16 protein-coding genes are annotated in these 16420 nt (G+C 38.4%); 9 read left to right on the top strand and 7 right to left on the bottom strand.

Annotated features, from left to right (window positions below; translation table 11 throughout):
• Nucleotides 1-141 precede the first annotated feature (141 nt).
• Both ACFSBH_RS04270 and ACFSBH_RS04265 read right to left on the bottom strand, forming a co-directional pair.
• On the bottom strand, nt 142-948 hold the full coding sequence (locus ACFSBH_RS04270; protein ID WP_251512461.1) for a DUF6612 family protein: 807 nt from the start codon (nt 946-948) through the stop codon (nt 142-144).
• Nucleotides 949-1095: 147 nt separating this feature from the next.
• Nucleotides 1096-1653: a maltose acetyltransferase domain-containing protein gene (locus ACFSBH_RS04265; protein ID WP_251512459.1), complete on the bottom strand. Its 558-nt coding sequence runs from the start codon at nt 1651-1653 to the stop codon at nt 1096-1098.
• Between the two features lie 327 nt (nt 1654-1980).
• On the opposite strand from ACFSBH_RS04265, the gene ACFSBH_RS04260 reads away from it, so the two are divergent.
• The 5 genes from ACFSBH_RS04260 (at nt 1981) to ACFSBH_RS04240 (ending at nt 7943) form a co-directional block, all read left to right on the top strand.
• The gene (locus tag ACFSBH_RS04260) at nt 1981-3423 is read left to right on the top strand and encodes a SulP family inorganic anion transporter (RefSeq protein WP_251512457.1); all 1443 of its coding nucleotides are present in this window, start codon (nt 1981-1983) and stop codon (nt 3421-3423) included.
• Between the two features lie 60 nt (nt 3424-3483).
• Complete coding sequence (locus tag ACFSBH_RS04255; RefSeq protein ID WP_251512456.1) at nt 3484-4701, top strand: CynX/NimT family MFS transporter; 1218 nt, start codon at nt 3484-3486, stop codon at nt 4699-4701.
• A gap of 158 nt (nt 4702-4859) precedes the next feature.
• Nucleotides 4860-5534 carry an RluA family pseudouridine synthase gene (locus ACFSBH_RS04250; RefSeq protein ID WP_251512454.1) on the top strand — a complete coding sequence of 225 codons (675 nt, stop codon included), beginning with the start codon at nt 4860-4862 and terminating at the stop codon, nt 5532-5534.
• 268 nt (nt 5535-5802) lie between these two features.
• Nucleotides 5803-6345, top strand: coding sequence for an NfeD family protein (locus ACFSBH_RS04245; RefSeq protein WP_251512452.1), 543 nt, complete (start codon nt 5803-5805; stop codon nt 6343-6345).
• 50 nt (nt 6346-6395) lie between these two features.
• Complete coding sequence (locus tag ACFSBH_RS04240; protein ID WP_285853601.1) at nt 6396-7943, top strand: flotillin family protein; 1548 nt, start codon at nt 6396-6398, stop codon at nt 7941-7943.
• 49 nt (nt 7944-7992) lie between these two features.
• Here ACFSBH_RS04240 and ACFSBH_RS04235 read toward each other — a convergent pair whose 3' ends face one another.
• The 3 genes from ACFSBH_RS04235 to ACFSBH_RS04225 all read right to left on the bottom strand — a co-directional run bounded on the left by ACFSBH_RS04235 (nt 7993) and on the right by ACFSBH_RS04225 (nt 10317).
• Complete coding sequence (locus tag ACFSBH_RS04235) at nt 7993-8523, bottom strand: helix-turn-helix domain-containing protein (protein ID WP_379596188.1); 531 nt, start codon at nt 8521-8523, stop codon at nt 7993-7995.
• Between the two features lie 168 nt (nt 8524-8691).
• A complete protein-coding gene (locus tag ACFSBH_RS04230; protein ID WP_251512449.1) occupies nt 8692-9594 on the bottom strand; it encodes a hydroxymethylglutaryl-CoA lyase in 903 nt (300 codons plus the stop codon).
• 411 nt (nt 9595-10005) lie between these two features.
• The gene (locus ACFSBH_RS04225; RefSeq protein ID WP_251512447.1) at nt 10006-10317 is read right to left on the bottom strand and encodes a hypothetical protein; all 312 of its coding nucleotides are present in this window, start codon (nt 10315-10317) and stop codon (nt 10006-10008) included.
• A 204-nt stretch (nt 10318-10521) separates the two neighbouring features.
• On the opposite strand from ACFSBH_RS04225, the gene ACFSBH_RS04220 reads away from it, so the two are divergent.
• From ACFSBH_RS04220 to ACFSBH_RS04205, 4 genes are read left to right on the top strand one after another with little or no spacing between them, the layout of a single operon-like run.
• Entirely contained in the window at nt 10522-11148 is a 627-nt protein-coding gene (locus ACFSBH_RS04220; RefSeq protein ID WP_251512445.1) for a PspA/IM30 family protein, read from the top strand.
• A 14-nt stretch (nt 11149-11162) separates the two neighbouring features.
• Nucleotides 11163-12194: a TFIIB-type zinc ribbon-containing protein gene (locus ACFSBH_RS04215; protein WP_251512443.1), complete on the top strand. Its 1032-nt coding sequence runs from the start codon at nt 11163-11165 to the stop codon at nt 12192-12194.
• Complete coding sequence (locus ACFSBH_RS04210) at nt 12194-12976, top strand: TPM domain-containing protein (protein WP_251512441.1); 783 nt, start codon at nt 12194-12196, stop codon at nt 12974-12976. The genes ACFSBH_RS04215 and ACFSBH_RS04210 overlap by 1 nt, the downstream gene beginning before the upstream one ends.
• A gap of 28 nt (nt 12977-13004) precedes the next feature.
• On the top strand, nt 13005-14003 hold the full coding sequence (locus ACFSBH_RS04205) for an SPFH domain-containing protein (protein ID WP_379596186.1): 999 nt from the start codon (nt 13005-13007) through the stop codon (nt 14001-14003).
• Nucleotides 14004-14066: 63 nt separating this feature from the next.
• Here ACFSBH_RS04205 and ACFSBH_RS04200 read toward each other — a convergent pair whose 3' ends face one another.
• Both ACFSBH_RS04200 and dapA read right to left on the bottom strand, forming a co-directional pair.
• Nucleotides 14067-15317 (bottom strand): PcsB-like coiled-coil domain-containing protein, encoded by a 1251-nt coding sequence (locus tag ACFSBH_RS04200; protein ID WP_379596181.1) that lies wholly within the window; start codon nt 15315-15317, stop codon nt 14067-14069.
• Nucleotides 15318-15491: 174 nt separating this feature from the next.
• Nucleotides 15492-16373: a 4-hydroxy-tetrahydrodipicolinate synthase gene (gene dapA, locus ACFSBH_RS04195; RefSeq protein ID WP_251512439.1), complete on the bottom strand. Its 882-nt coding sequence runs from the start codon at nt 16371-16373 to the stop codon at nt 15492-15494.
• Nucleotides 16374-16420: the final 47 nt, after the last annotated feature.

Genomic DNA, 16420 nt, shown 5'->3' with positions numbered 1-16420 from the left:
AGGTGTCCTTTTTGTTTACTAAAATTATGATAAATAGAAAATAGCTTCGCGCAAAAAGCGCGAAGCTATTTTCTATTTACTGGGGTTTTGTCCCAGCCTCTTTTTTACCACTCCATAATATAGATTGATAGATTCCTAATCTTACAGTTCTTCTGCTGCATCGATTACTTCTTGTGGAACTTCAATCTCATCAACTGTATTTATACCAGTGTAAGTAGCAGTCATTTCTTGTTGTAGACTTAAAGTTTCCCCTTCTGCCGTTATATCCAAATCCATATTTGTAATGAGTTTCTTTGTATCATAGGTCTTCTTATCAATATGGACTTCATAGTAAAGGGAATGAACTGTCATATTTTCTAACACTTCTTCAATATCCACTCCAGCATCTCCTAGAACGCCTTCACCAAAGTTTTCTTTGATGATTTCCTGGGAAAGTTCGAATAATTCTTCTCCATCCCCATCATACTTAAATACATAGTAGTCATCTTCTTCAGAAAAATCGATTTCATCAATAAATGATTCCAACATTTCCAACTGTTCTTGTGGATTTTGTTCCATATTCGCTAGATCCATTGGCATCATGTCACTACTCATCTTCATCCATGTCTGACTCATCGATTCATACATATAAAGATCTGTATTTGTTAGATACATTTCCATATCGTTATCAAGACTCATTCCATCCATATTCATTGTAATCGTACCAGCTTGATGCATCGTAAGCGGGTCAAGCGTCATCGCAGTCTTCGTATCCATCCCCATCTCCATAGAACCCATCGCCGGGTCTCCTTCGATGATTTGGTTCATCGTCATATCAACCTCAGCACTTTCTATCTTCTCTCCCGCTTCCAGCGCTTTTTGGTATACATCTTGTGCATCTTCACTTTCTCCACATGCAGCTAAAAACATAATGAGCATAAACATAATTCCTACTGTAATTTTTTTCATTGTAATCCCCTTTCAAGTTTGCCTACATGATTATACGATACTTTTCATAAAAGGTTTCAAAAAAATCATCAATAATAAAATCTTTTTGGAAATGCCAATTAAGAATAATCCATGGATACTTAACCGAAGCCCCAGAATCCATCAGAATCATTCAATTGATTTAATGATTCTCGCGGGATTTCCGCCAACAACGACTCCGGCAGGAACATCCTTAGTAACTATTGAACCAGACGCAATTACTGCACCATCACCAATTGTCACACCAGGATTAATAACTGCTCTGCCCCCAACCCATACATTGTGGCCAATGGATACTGCTTTTCCATACTCCAACCCACTATTCCGTTCAACTGCAGAAACAGGATGAGATGCTGTATAAATATGTACACCAGGACCTAATAAACAGTTATCTCCTATCTTTATCTCACAGACATCTAAGAATACACAGTCAAAGTTTGCAAAGAAGTTTTTACCGAGTCGGATATTATAACCATAATCACAACGAAAACTCGGTTCAATATAGGTGTTCTCACCACTTTCACCAAACAACTGTTTAAGGATTTCCATCCGCTTCTCATCCTCATGTGGTGAAGTGACATTGTACTCTCCTGTTAAATGCCTTGCTCTCAGACGCTCTTCTTTTAAAAGTGGATCTTCAGGATTATATAATTGACCAGCAACCATCTTTTCCTTTTCACTCTTCATTTTCCACCCTCCTTTTTCTGATAAATCCATCCTATGGAATCTACCAATTAATTTCTGACAAATCGTTCCAAGTATACCTTAAATTAGACAAATTGAACAGCTGTAAAAATGAATGCCAAGCGGAGTATATGGATAAAATCAACTTATCATCAGAGAAACGTTGAAAATCATAGAAAAATAGTGAAAAACCACAAGAAGCAAAGATGTTAACGTTTCCTTGTCATTTTTTGTTTCTCCCCATTTATGCTATGATTTGTATGGTGAAAGTCGAGTTCTCGCTATAGGGTTACTATTTATAACAACTGAGAATTTATTAGAGGTGATTAATTGAAAGTTCAAACATTGCAAGAAGAATGGTTCGGAAATATTCGAGGTGATATTCTTGCAGGAATTGTAGTAGCCTTAGCTTTAATTCCGGAAGCAATTGCTTTTTCGATTATTGCTGGGGTCGATCCAATGGTTGGATTGTATGCATCATTTTGTATTGCGGTCGTCATTGCTTTCGTTGGCGGAAGACCTGGTATGATTTCTGCCGCAACTGGAGCGATGGCATTAGTGATGGTCGACCTCGTAGCAGATTATGGATTACAATACTTACTTGCTGCCACCATTCTTACAGGCATCATCCAGATTATTTTCGGAGCCTTAAAATTATCGAAGATCATGAAATTTGTTCCTCAGTCTGTCATGATTGGTTTTGTGAATGCTTTAGCCATTATGATATTCTTGGCACAACTTCCCCACTTTGCAGGTGAATCATGGGTAATGTATGTATTAGTTGGGCTGACACTAGCAATTATTTATCTCTTGCCTAGATTGACGAAAGCAGTGCCATCTACCCTAGTTGCAATTGTTGTCATTACGGTGATTGTCATCTACGGTGGGATTCAAACAGGTACGGTTGGTGATATGGGAACTATTACACAAAAGCTTCCAGCATTTTTCTTCCCCGATATTCCTTTCACATTGGAAACGTTGATTATAATTCTACCCTACTCTTTCTCACTCGCTATTGTTGGATTAATTGAATCATTACTTACGGCAAATATAGTAGATGATATGACCGATACAGCAAGTGATAAAAATAAAGAAAGTCGTGGTCAAGGGATCGCCAATATCGTTGCAGGATTTTTCGGAGGAATGGCGGGTTGTGCGATGATAGGACAGTCTGTTATCAATGTAAAATCTGGTGGACGTGGCAGATTATCCGCTCTTGTAGCAGGAGTATTTTTGATGTTTTTAATCGTTGTACTCGGTGGATTAGTCGTACAAATTCCACTTGCGGCACTTGCAGGAGTTATGATTATGGTTTCCATCAGTACATTTGATTGGTCATCACTAAGGAACATCTACCGGATTCCAATCACAGATGCAATTGTTATGGTGACAACCGTAGCAATCGTAATCGTGACAAGTAACTTGGCTATCGGTGTAATTATCGGTGTTCTATTAAGTGCAATATTTTTCGCGGCAAAGATCTCAAAAATTGAAATCAATGAAAAGTTATTAGATGCACAACAAACAAAGATTTATTCGATTAGAGGACAACTTTTCTTCGCTTCTGTAAGTGATTTCCCTGGAAAGTTTAATTATGATGACAATGTTGAGCAAGTTATTATTGACTTGACGGAAGCGCATTTGTGGGACACTTCAGCAATAGCAGCGTTAGAGAAGATAGAAGAAAAATATCGAGAAAAAAATATCAGTGTAACCTATCGAGGTATTAACCAAGCTAGTTCAGAATTAAAGAGAAAAGTTACCGGCACTTAAGAGAGACACAGTTTCACTACGTGTCTCTCTCCTCGTTCCTTAATAGAAAGGAGACATCTTATGTCAACACAAGAAAAATTGGAACATGCGAATAAGGTCTATATGTTTATGTTGGTTGCAGGAATTATTACAATTTCATTCAATTTAAGACCAGCAATAACTGCAGTGGGACCACTCCTCGGAATGATCAGGGATGATGTTGGACTTACAAATTGGAGCGCTGGTCTATTAACGAGTCTCCCTTTAATAGCGTTTGCCATAATGTCGCCCTTTGCGGCAAGAATAGGAAATCGTTATACGTATGAAGGAGCAATGTTAATTGGTCTTGTTTTACTTTTAATCGGTATTAGTGCCCGTACGACTTCTATTATAATTCTACTATTTACGGGTACTTTATTTGCAGGACTTGGAATTGCAATTTTAAATGTTTTATTACCAGGCTTAATCAAGGATAAATTTCCACATAAAGTAGGAGTCTTGACAGGAATTTACACGACTACAATGGGAGTGATAGCTGCAATTTCATCTGGGATCAGTATTCCAATCGCTGAAAATCTCGGTCTTGGGTGGCAAGTGGCACTTTTGATATGGGCAATTCCAGTATTACTTGCAATCCTCATCTGGATTTATCTACGTACTAAACATAAGAAGACGAAAACGTCGGATGAAAGCGAAATGAAGTATGTTTACGCTACGCATAAAAAAATATGGCTCTCTCCACTAGCATGGCAAATCGCTGGGTTTATGGGGGTACAGTCCTTCTTATTTTATGTTACGATTTCTTGGCTGCCTGAAATTCTACATGCAACCGGAATGACAACGGAAATGGCCGGGTGGATGTTATCCTTTACACAGTTTATAGGGTTGCCGGCAAGCTTTCTAGTCCCTATTCTCGCCGAAAAAGTAAAATCATTAAAAGGAATGGTCGCATTTCTCACCCTTTCTTGTTTTGTTGGTTACGGCGGCTTATTAATAAGCAGTCACTTTATCATTACAGTGATTTGTATTGTATTAATTGGAATTTCACTATCTGGTAACTTCGCATTCGCATTAACACTCTTTTCTTTGCGGACAAGGACTTCTAATGCTGCTGCTGAACTTTCCGGTATGGCCCAAACTGCAGGTTATGTCCTGGCAGCATTCGGACCAATATTTATTGGTTTTCTTTATGATTTATCAGGAAGCTGGATGATTCCAACCATAGCTATTATGATTGCGGCAGTAATTATTACTATCTTTGGCTTCCTAGTTTCCAAAGAAGGTTATGTTTATGAATAGTTCTAGGCTATTGTCGGGAGGCATGCTCGTCTTATATGACGTGCATGCCTTTTTCTTTCTAAATCTCTAACCTCAAACAGATAGAAATTGCGAGTAGAGAAGTTCATCTTAACTTATGTTATGATATGAACTAATACAACGTTGAAAGGGATATAATCATGGATCTAAAAATTTTATACGAAGACAACCACTTGTTATTTGTCATCAAGCCAGTAAATGTTCCAGTCCAAGCGGATCGGACGGGAGATACTGATTTACTTACACTTGTAAAACAAGATATAAAGACACGCTATAATAAACCTGGAAATGTGTATGCTGGAATGGTCCACCGGTTGGATCGCCCTGTTGGAGGTGTCATGGTTTTTGCCAAAACATCAAAAGCGGCTTCCCGCCTTTCAGACACGATAAGAAAACACCAGATGGAGAAAAAATATTTGGCGATTGTAAGGGGGACCCCAGAGAAGAATTCTGCTCGTTTAGAAGATTATCTCGTAAAAAACAAAAAAGAAAATATAGTATATACGACGTCAAGTACTCATAAAGATGCTAAAAAGGCTATCCTGGACTTCGAATTAATCGGAACGAAGGATGGACTGAGCCTGCTTTCCATCAACCTCCATACCGGAAGACCACATCAAATCAGGGTACAACTGGCGAGTCGCGACCTCCCACTCTACGGAGATCAAAAATATGGGGATAAAGTCAACAAACCAGGTGAACAGATAGCCTTATGGGCAAATGAACTTGCTGTTCCTCATCCTACGAAAAAAGAGGAAATCCGGATTCAATCTTCTCCACCAAAAGAATATCCATGGAATTTATTTATTAAATAAGTGAGCTAGACAATCATGTTAAATTTGATTGTCTAGCTTTTATTCATGGCAATCGCACCACAAACTCATCTCACCCCCCTTTACATAACTTAAAGATTTCATAACAACACTTCCCCCTCTGTTTCAAAAATACCTGTATAAAATATCCAATATTTCTTTATGTAAAACATAAAATAGAAAAAGATTATTACTTTCAAAAAATATGAAACCAATGTCTAGGTTCATCCGTATTATGATTAAGGAAATTAAATGGTAAAGGAGGGATGATATGGAATTATTTGGTACACCTATTGAAAATATTTACTTGTTTGTTTTGATCATCGCTGGGATTTTAACCATACTATATTTATTCTTCGGAGATTTTATTGAAGTATTTGGTGAAATATCTCCATTTCTTAATCCAGCACTCATTTTAGCTTTTATAACATTTTTTTCCGCAGCTGCATATATTTTAGAGCTTGTTACCTCTCTATCTAGTATTGTAATTATTATCATATCTTCTATTCTTGCATTCATTCTCGCTGCCGTATTAAATATCTTCGTCTTTATACCTATGAAATCAGCAGAGGAATCATTAAGTTATACGGAAGATTCTTTGAAGGGCAGAGTTGGAAAAATCATCTTATCTGTTCCGGAGGATGGTTTTGGTGAGATTGTAATCAAAAGTAAAAGTGGTACGATTTCCAAACCTGCGGCAAGTTACGATAATGAGTTGATTCAGGAAGGAACGCGTGTCTTAGTCATAGAAGTAAAGAATGGTGTTCTGTATGTAGTGCCTTATGAAACCGGATTTGATCTGGAATCAGGTTAATCTACTCATCTAGAGTATTTTAATAAACAAACCTATAAGGGGGAAACAAAATGTTCGATGCAATCAGCATGACTATTTGGGTTGTAGTGGCGATTGTCGTATTTTTAGTTATTGCCTTTATTGCTATTTTCACGACGAGATATCGTACTGCGGGCCCTGACGAAGCATTAATTGTGACGGGAAGTTATCTAGGTGGAAAAAATGTACATACGGATGAAGCCGGAAATAAAATTAAAATCATCCGTGGAGGCGGTACCTTCGTTCTGCCAGTTTTCCAACAAGCAAGTCCTTTAAGCTTATTATCCAGTAAACTTGAAGTATCTACTCCTGAAGTCTATACAGAACAAGGTGTTCCTGTAATGGCAGACGGTACAGCAATTATTAAGATCGGCGGCTCGGTCAATGAAATCGCAACTGCTGCCGAACAATTTTTAGGTAAATCCCGCGCCGACAGAGAATATGAAGCTAAAGAAGTTCTAGAAGGACACCTCCGCTCCATACTCGGTTCCATGACAGTAGAGGAAATCTATAAGAACCGGGATAAATTCTCTCAAGAAGTACAGCGTGTCGCTTCACAAGACTTGGCAAAAATGGGACTTATTATTGTATCCTTTACAATTAAAGAAGTAAGAGATTCTAACGGTTACTTGGAATCCCTTGGTAAACCACGAATTGCCCAAGTAAAACGAGATGCGGATATTGCTACCGCAGACGCTGAAAGAGACACACGTATCAAACGTGCGGAAGCTGCAAAGGAAGCCCAAAAAGCCGAACTCGAACGTGCCACTGAAATTGCGGAAGCAGAGAAAGAAAATCAATTGAAGGTAGCAGAATTCCGCCGGGAACAAGATATAGCAAGAGCCCGAGCTGACCAAGCTTATGACTATGAAACTGCTAGAGCGAAGCAACAAGTTACAGAACAGGAAATGCAAATTAAGATTATCGAAAGACAGAAACAAATTGAACTTGAAGAAAAAGAAATTCTGCGTCGTGAAAAACAATACGACTCTGAAGTGAAGAAAAAAGCAGATGCTGACCGCTATTCTGTTGAACAAGCGGCCGTTGCGGATAAAGCAAAACAAATGGCTGAAGCAGATGCACATAAATACCGCATTGAAGCGCAAGCAAAAGCTGAAGCGGAAAAAGTACGGATCGATGGTCTTGCAAAAGCAGATTCTCTAAAGGCTCAAGGGGAATCGGAAGCAGAAATCATTCGTCTAAAAGGTATTGCGGAGGCAGAAGCGAAACAGAAAATCGCAGAAGCTTTCGAACAGTTTGGAGAGGCAGCAGTTTTGGATATGGTTATCAAAATGCTTCCTGAATATGCTAAAGAAATTGCTCGTCCGCTTGGCAATATCGACAAAATTACTGTCGTTGATACAGGAGGAAGCGAAGGCAATAGTGGTGCTAATAAAGTATCCAGCTATGCAACCAATTTGATGGCCACTCTACAAGAGTCATTAAAAGAAACATCTGGTATTAATGTAAAAGAATTACTGGAGGGCATTGCTGGTAAGCAAGCATTTCCGGAAGCTAACCAACCAATCAAGATCCCTCGAGAAACAGAAGAGGTTTCTACGGTAGAAAAAACAGACTAAAACTTGAAAGCCACGGAATGGTTCATGAAAAATGTGAACCATTCCGTGGCTATCCTTTATCAATAAATAATGTAAGCACTTTTGCTTCTTCGTTGTCCACAGGCATAAATAAATGTGGTTTATGGCCTTGGAAATACGCACAATCTCCTTTTTCCATCACATGCTTTTCTCCGTTGTAAAATAAGATAATGGAGCCTTCCAAGATAAAAATAAATTCATCCTGTGAATGGGTATACCCTTCTGTCCGCTTGTTAAATTCTTTCGGAGTGACATGCACAATCGTTGGTTCCAGTCCGCTATAGTGGGCCCGGTTAGCAAGCAGCTCGTAAGAATATCCCATGGATTCATCCCCTACTTTAGATGGACGTTCACTTTTCTTCTGTATGATAAGCTCTTCTTCTTTTTCTTCATCGAGGATCCATGAAAGTGGGACTTCTAACGTATCGCTGATTTTTGAGAGTGTTGCTACAGCAGCGGCAGTTTGACCGTTTTCAATTTTTGACAACATACTCTTTGATATCTCACATTGATCAGCCACTTGTTGTTGAGTCAGTTTTTTTCGTAATCGAATTTGTTTAATTTTCTTACCAATATTATGTAGATCTATCGATATTCATTCCCTTCTAAATTCCTATGTTCGTTATTAATCGTATATTAGGGACTGATTCAAGTCAAGAACCGGGGACTATTTCCAAAGTAAAAGCCATGTAGACAACTATGAATGGTTGTCTACATGGCTTTATACCTATCAGGCGTTCGATATATATGCTAACGATCTGCTTGGTAACAGTTTTCCTAGAAGATTTTGGATATAAAGGCCTGCCTGCTGCATCTTCCGTTCGCTGATTCCTGTCTGTATTCCAACTCCATGCAGAAGATATAAAACATCATTTGTATCTACGTTACCCGTCGCCCCTTTTGCGTAAGGGCATCCACCTAGTCCTCCAACCGATCCATCAAAACGAGTTACCCCATAATGGAGTGAAGTCATGATATTTGCAATAGCCATCCCCCTTGTATCATGGAAATGCAGAATTAATTTTTCTTTGGGAAAGTGTTTCAGTAAAACCTCTAGCAGTTTTTCCACATCGGTCGGTACAGCAGTACCGATCGTATCACCTAAAGATAGATCATCTGCTCCAGCATCCACTAAACGCTGACAAACCTCAAGAACCTGCTCTGGAGTAATTTTCCCTTGATATGGACAGTCAAAAACAGTTGAAACATACCCCGTGACCCGTTTTCCCACTGCTTTAGCTTCTTTTATAACTTCTTCAAGTACAGGATACGTTTCGGCAATGGATTTATTTATATTTTTTTGATTATGCATTTCACTCGCTGACATGAACACGGATGCCCCGTCAATTCCAGCCTCTAACGCAAATTCCAGTCCCTTCATATTTGGGACCAATGCAGAATAGACTACATTCGGATTCCGTTTAATTTTACGTCCTACTTCCCTTGCATCTTTCAAAGCTGGGATCATTTTTGGATTTACAAAGGATGAGTATTCAATCTCCCTTACCCCTGTATTGGAAAGCATATTAATCCAAGCAATCTTTTGATCAGTAGGAATCCACTCTTTTTCATTTTGCAATCCATCTCGGGGACCGACTTCCTTAATAATTACTTCTCTCGGTAAATTTCTCATTCCTTATCCCTCCATTCTATCGTATGCATTCTACTGAATTAAGGACTATATTCCAAAGCGCTTTCTATAAAAAATACTTAAATAATAAATAATTCAATCTAGTTTACTTTTACTCAACATTGTTGAATAAAGTATATAATAAATATTCAAATAATGCAATCATTTTATTTGTAAAAAATTAGTCGATGACATACTTGATAAATAAATCGATTCATACACTGTTCCTTATTTCGGTGTTAACGAACTTCCATCCATACACTGTTCTCGGTCTGGTTTTGATAGAATTCTTTGCTACAGTTTCCGGTGATGAAGGATACTGCTCTGAGAAATCCAATAAAATCAAAATAATAAAAAACGAACTCAGAGTTAGTGAGTTCGTTTTTGGGAAACGTCATATTTAAATGTTTTGAATTATAATCCTTCGTCAGTTTCTGTTTCGGAATCAGTGCTTGGGTCAGTACCTGGTTCTGTTCCTGACTCACCGCCTGGTTCCGTTCCTGGCTCTGTTTCTGATTCACCGCCTGGTTCTGTTCCAGGTTCTGTTCCTGATTCACCACCTGGTTCTGTTCCTGGATCTGTTTCGTTACCGTCTTGAGGAGCTTGCTCCTCAGGAACATCCGGTGCAATTGGTTGTTCTGGCTCTTGCTCTTCCCCATCTGAACAAGCTACAAGGAATCCCGACAATAGACAAGTGGAAGCAAATATTGTTAGTTTTTTCTTCATCATACTCATTCCTTTCCTTAGCTTTCTAATACATGTATATCCTTTATTAGCCATTACAAATCTTAAGAAGGGTTTACAAAACAATAACAACTGTAAAATTATTTTACTCTTTTGACATTCTGTTGAAATGAAACCTAATTCTTATTTGTCCAGTAATATATATTAAGATAAACTGAAGATAATCGAAAACAGAGGAGGATGACCATGGGGATATTATCCAGATTCAGTACGTTAATGAAAGCAAATATAAACCATCACCTAGATGTAATGAAACAGCCTGATAAAATCGTACAAAAGACCTTACGTGACATTAATCTAGACCTTCGAACAGTAAATTCTGAACGGAATGCATTGGAATCGGATGTTAAGCGTGCTAAACAAGCAGTCGATGAATGTGAAGCTGAAATTAGAAAGCTGGAACGATACCGGGAACGGGTTGAAGAGCGTGACTATGAAAAAGCAATGATGTTTGCCAATAAACAAGAAGAATTGGAAACAAAAAAGTTGGAATTAGTCTCAACCTACAACCAACTTATCGTTGATGCAAAACAGTTAAAACTATTGGAAGAAAAGTTAGCCCTGGATCTAAGACAATTGGAATTACGAAGCTATTCTATCAGAGAAAAAACCGCATTACTAAACCAGCAGGAAAAAATAAACACTAGTGATTCCCATGTTTCAAGCGGCTTTTCCAGTTACGAGGAAGAATTGAATTTTAAAATAGATGAGGCTGAAGCTCTCGCTAAACTTAGAAATCAAACAAAAGAAATAGAAAATATTGATGCAGAGATCAGTAAGTTGATACCGAATAAAGATCAGGAAAGTAACTAATGGGGGAATAAAAAATGGTTATACATTATAAATGTCCGAACTGTGGGAGTGATATGGCTTTTGATGCAGAATCCGGCGCCCTTTCCTGCGGGAATTGTGGCAGGCAGGACAATATTGAAGATTTTTCAGATGAATTTATCGAGACCGTTTTTGAAGAGGATGAAGCAAAGGAATATCATTGTAATAACTGTGGCGCAAACATCGTGACGGATGCCGATACGACAGCGACCAGTTGCAGTTTTTGTGGAGCTGCAGTCGTTCTAGCTGACCGTGTATCAGGAATCCTTGCCCCCTCCCTCGTCATTCCTTTTACCATTTCCAAGCGCCAAGCAGAAGAAGCCTTTATCAAGTGGTGCCGCAAGGGGCTATTGACTCCCCGTGGCTTCATGTCAGCAAGTCGTATTAAAAAGATAACTGGTATATACGTTCCTTTTTGGCTATACGATTTAAAAAATGAAGCTAAGGTTCATGCTGTAGGAACACGAGTTAGAACGTATTCAAGAGGGGAATATATTTATACAGAAACCAAATATTATGATGTATACCGAGATTTACGAATTGATTTTAGCCGCGTGCCGGTGGACGCTTCTGAGAAAATGGATGACAAATTGATGGATAAACTGGAACCTTATCAATATAGTGATCTTAAAGATTTTAAGACCCCTTACCTTGCCGGCTACATTGCCGAAAAATATAATTACGATGCAAAAGAACTGTTTCCCCGAGTAAAGGAAAAAATGAATAAACCTTTGGACGACTTCATCCGCTCCACTGTCAGCGGCTATACATCTGTAAGGTACAAAAATAAAAACATCACTACAAAAAGCAGGAAAAGTCTTTACACGATGCTCCCAGTTTGGATGGTATACTATGATTACGATCAATCAGAACATATTTTTGCCATGAACGGCCAAACAGGGAAAGTTGTCGGGAAGCCTCCGTTAAGTAAAGGAAAAATTGCAGCCTGGTTTGGTGGAATTGCTGGTGGATCGTTCTTGCTGATGAAAATCATCTCCTTTATTGTAACGGGAGGTGGCATTCTCTAATGAAACTTTTATGGAAAACTTCTATTTTGTTTACATTTCTATTTTTCCTATTAATCTCTCCTGCCCTTGCCGATGTACAGCGAATCTATGATCACGCAGATCTGCTTACAGATGAACAAGTGCAAGAATTAGAGAAGCAAGCAGCAAACTACTTTGAAGAATGGAATACGGATTTTATCATCATAACGACAGAAGATACTAACGGGAAGACAATTATGAAGTATATGCAGGATTTTACTGATGAATTAAAAGATGAATTTAATCGCCAAGAGGATAATATGGCCGTCATCACAATAGATATGGATTCTCGTATGGTAGATATTGCTGGATTTGGTATCGCAGAAAAATATATTGATGACGAAAGAATCGAATTGATTCTTGATCATGTTACGCCTTATTTCTCTCAGGGCGACTATTATAAAGCATTCAAACTCTTTTTTGAAAAAGCAGATGAATATTTAGATATTCGACCTGGGGTAAATCCAGAGTCAGTCTTTTTTAATACCTTTTTCCAACTTGCAGTTGCAGTTGTCTTGGCAGCAATTATCGTATTTTTAATGGCCTATACTTCTGGTGGAAGAGTTACCGTAACAAGTGGAACTTATTTAAATCGCAGTAGCTCTAGAATAATCAGTAAGCGGGATCGGTATTTAAGAAAAACCGTAACTAGAAGGAAAAAGCCATCTGCAAATAATAACGGGGGTGGAGGTGGTTTCCGTGGCGGTGGTGGCGGAATCACCGGCGCTGGTAGATCACATAGTGGCGGTAGAAGAGGATTTTAAACGGAAAAAAATCGAAAGGATGAGAGTGATGTCTTTTTTTAGAAATCAATTAGCGGATATAGTAGAATGGCAAGAATTTAGAGACGATATGATCTTTTGGAAATGGCCGAACCGAGAAATAAAACGGGGAAGCCGTTTGATGATTGGTCCTGGTCAAGATGCAATTTTTATTAATAACGGAAAAATAGAAGGAATCTTCAAAGATGATGGAGAGTACAACATTGAATCGGAAATCATTCCCTTCCTTTCTACATTGAAAGGATTTAAATTTGGCTTTCGAACTGGGCTAAGAGTGGAAGTTCTATTCGTGAACACGAAACAATTCACTGTAAAATGGGGTACAAAAAATCCGATTAATATTCCATCCCCTTCCCCTGCTATGCCAGGTGGAATTCCTATTCGTGCAAATGGTACGTTTAATTTTAAGGTGAATGATTATGTGCGATTGATTGAGAATGTTGCAGGTGTGAAGAAGCGTTATTTAGTAGAAGATGTCAAAATTCGAATTACATCCGTACTTGATCAGTTATTGATGAAATGGATCGTTAAAGAAGGTAAGGATTTATTTAATCTGAAAATCAACGCTTCCGAAATATCCCAAGGTATTAAAGAAGATCTTGATATGGAAATCTATGATCTTGGACTTACAATCACTGGATTCAATGTCAGCAGCTTTAATTATCCTAAAGAAATTCAGGATAGAGTTCAGAAAGCAGCAGCGCTCGGTATGATTGGCGATGTCAGTAAATACCAACAAATAGAAATGACCGATGGTATTGCGTCAGGTAAAGTGAAAAGTAGTGGTACCGCTTCTGATATGGTCGGAATGATGATGGGCATGAATGTAGCCAACGAAATGATGAAAAATATGAAGCAAAATCAAGATCCAGGAACGGAACAGAAGCAAGCCAAACAAGCCCCAGCTTCACCGGATTCCGGTAATTCTAGCAAACCAAACTTCTGTCCAAACTGTGGTCAAAAAGTTGATGGTGCCAATTTCTGTCCGAACTGTGGACAAAAATTATAACAAATCTCTCACGTTTCGTTGCATCATAGAAAAAAACAAGTCAGCTTAGAGCTGACTTGTTTTTTATTGTATCGTAACTTTCACTTTGCGTACGCCCCAATTTTTTGCGGCTTTTTCTGATGAGAGGAATACATCAATTTTATTTCCTCGAATCGCACTGCCTGTATCCCCTGCTATAGCATAGCCATAGCCTTCTACATGAACAAGTGAATGTAATGGGATGACATCTGGATCAACTGCAATTACTTTTGCGTCTGGATTTTCTTTTAAGTTAATTCCCGTGCTTGTTACACCGGAACATCCTTTACAATCAGCAGTATAAGCAGTTGCTGTAACGGTGAAGCTTTTGGACTCAGCTTTCTCTTCCTTTTTTACATTTTTGGCCGATTCATTACTGGATCGCTTGGAAGAGTCACTTTTTGCATTACTAGTTTTTTGTTCAACTTTCGCAACCTGAACAAGCTTAGAGCCGTTCTGCTTTTCCTTTTTAGCTTCTTCTGCTTTTTGTTTTTCAATCGCTGCTAAACGACGTTTCTCTCTTTCCTCACGTTCTTTTTTAGCTGCTTCTGCAATATCTGCCAACACTTTTTCTTCCATTGATTTCAGTTGACTATCCTCTGTCTCCAGCTCTTCTACATAAGCAATCAACTCTTGTTGTTTGGCTTCGACAGCTTCTTGCGCTTTTTCCTGTTCACGCTTCTCTTTTTCGATGCTCACCAGTTTTTCTTCTTGTTCGGCATGCATCTCATTCAATTCATCTAACTTTTCCATTCTGGTCATCTGATGAGCTTCTACTAATTCCATATCTGATTCAAGCTCTTCCATTAAACTTGTATCAGAATCCATAATTTGATTGACAGCGGTCAAACGACTGATGAAATCACCAAAACTTTTGGCACCAAAGAGTACTTCGATATAGTTTACTAGACCACCAGACTTTTGATACGATGCTGCTCTATCCTTTAAGATATCAAATCGTTGTTCAATGCTTAATTTTAATTCTTCAATTTCTTCTTGCAAGGTAGAGATTTCTTCTATTGTCACTTCTATATCATATGTAATTTCATCTACCCTAGCTTGTTTTTCACTTAATAGCTCGTCCAATCGGATGACTTCTTCATTTAATGCTTGCAACTCATCATATAATTCATTAATTCTTTGCTCTTGTACTGATAAATTTTTCTCTATTTCTTTTCTTTCTTTCTGTATCTCTTCCAATTCAGCCCCATTCGTAGCAAAGACATCAACTGTAAATATTGATTGGAATAAAATTAGAGAAGCTATTAAGGTAAAAATCCTAGTTTTCTTCCGCAAACTTTTTCCCCCATTTCCATAGATTTCTTGTTAGGAATCTATGGTATGAAGTATAACATTGGAAAATAACAATTTGATTATGCTTATATTACAATTAGATTTCAGCGCAAGACAAAAAATGACAAAAGCCACGCATATTATATATATACGTGGCTGAAGTTGTTATTAAAAGAATCAATTTGCCGACTTGAATTCTTCCATCACATTAGTTAGATTTTGCTTTTCGTCTACCGTTAACTCAACTAATGGCAAACGTACACCGCCTACCTCTATTCCCGCCTCATTCAATGCTGACTTGACAGGGGCAGGACTAGGTGCTTGGAACAAGACATCTATTACCGGTAGAATACGTCGATGCTGCTTTGCCGCTTGTTCATTTTCACCAGCTAAAAAGCTATTTATCATACTCCTCATTTCATTACCAATAACATGGGCTGCAACAGATACTACTCCCATTCCACCGATTGCAAGCATTGGAACCGTCATGCCGTCATCTCCGCTATACACACTGAAGTCATCCGCAGTTTTTTGAATGATTTCTGCTGCTGCATCAAGATCTCCGCTTGCTTCCTTGACGGATACAATATTTTCAATTTCAGCTAAACGAATGATTGTTTCCGGTGTCATATTGACAGATGTTCTCCCTGGGATATTGTAGAGCATAATGGGCAATGCAGTACTTGCTGCAATTTGGCTAAAATGTTCATATAAACCCTGCTGCGAAGGTTTATTATAATAAGGGGTCACGAGCATAATACCGTCTACACCAACTTGTTCTGCCTCTTTCGTTAATTCAATTGTTTCTCTTGTGTTGTTTGAACCCGTTCCTGCGAGTACCGGAATCCTGCCATCTACTTCTTTTACAACAACATTGAATAAGTCCACTTTCTCCTTACTCGTTAAGGTTGGCGATTCACCGGTAGTACCCGCTACTACTAAGCCATCCGTACCAGTAGCTATTAAATGTTCAATTAAAGCTGAAGTTCTGGAATAGTCGATTTCTCCTTGTTCATCAAATGGTGTCACCATCGCTGTTAGTAATCTTCCAAAATTCATGTCACTCACAACCCTTTCTTTTCATATCTAGTCAAAATAAAAAGCAA

Source organism: Oceanobacillus luteolus, from assembly GCF_042678205.1.
Classification (GTDB): Bacteria; Bacillota; Bacilli; order Bacillales; family Amphibacillaceae; genus Oceanobacillus; species Oceanobacillus luteolus.
The sequence above is the reverse complement of the archived record's forward strand: the minus strand, read 5'-3'. Positions and strand labels throughout refer to the sequence as shown.

Excerpts from the sequence above, each read along its gene's own strand:
- ACFSBH_RS04270 (WP_251512461.1), bottom strand. The coding sequence starts at position 948 with ATGAAAAAAATTACAGTAGGAATTATGTTTATGCTCATTATGTTTTTA.
- ACFSBH_RS04265 (WP_251512459.1), bottom strand. The coding sequence starts at position 1,653 with ATGAAGAGTGAAAAGGAAAAGATGGTTGCTGGTCAATTATATAATCCT.
- ACFSBH_RS04255 (WP_251512456.1), top strand. The coding sequence starts at position 3,484 with ATGTCAACACAAGAAAAATTGGAACATGCGAATAAGGTCTATATGTTT.
- ACFSBH_RS04250 (WP_251512454.1), top strand. The coding sequence starts at position 4,860 with ATGGATCTAAAAATTTTATACGAAGACAACCACTTGTTATTTGTCATC.
- ACFSBH_RS04245 (WP_251512452.1), top strand. The coding sequence starts at position 5,803 with ATGGAATTATTTGGTACACCTATTGAAAATATTTACTTGTTTGTTTTG.
- ACFSBH_RS04240 (WP_285853601.1), top strand. The coding sequence starts at position 6,396 with ATGTTCGATGCAATCAGCATGACTATTTGGGTTGTAGTGGCGATTGTC.
- ACFSBH_RS04230 (WP_251512449.1), bottom strand. The coding sequence starts at position 9,594 with ATGAGAAATTTACCGAGAGAAGTAATTATTAAGGAAGTCGGTCCCCGA.
- ACFSBH_RS04225 (WP_251512447.1), bottom strand. The coding sequence starts at position 10,317 with ATGAAGAAAAAACTAACAATATTTGCTTCCACTTGTCTATTGTCGGGA.
- ACFSBH_RS04220 (WP_251512445.1), top strand. The coding sequence starts at position 10,522 with ATGGGGATATTATCCAGATTCAGTACGTTAATGAAAGCAAATATAAAC.
- ACFSBH_RS04215 (WP_251512443.1), top strand. The coding sequence starts at position 11,163 with ATGGTTATACATTATAAATGTCCGAACTGTGGGAGTGATATGGCTTTT.
- ACFSBH_RS04210 (WP_251512441.1), top strand. The coding sequence starts at position 12,194 with ATGAAACTTTTATGGAAAACTTCTATTTTGTTTACATTTCTATTTTTC.
- ACFSBH_RS04205 (WP_379596186.1), top strand. The coding sequence starts at position 13,005 with ATGTCTTTTTTTAGAAATCAATTAGCGGATATAGTAGAATGGCAAGAA.
- dapA (WP_251512439.1), bottom strand. The coding sequence starts at position 16,373 with ATGAATTTTGGAAGATTACTAACAGCGATGGTGACACCATTTGATGAA.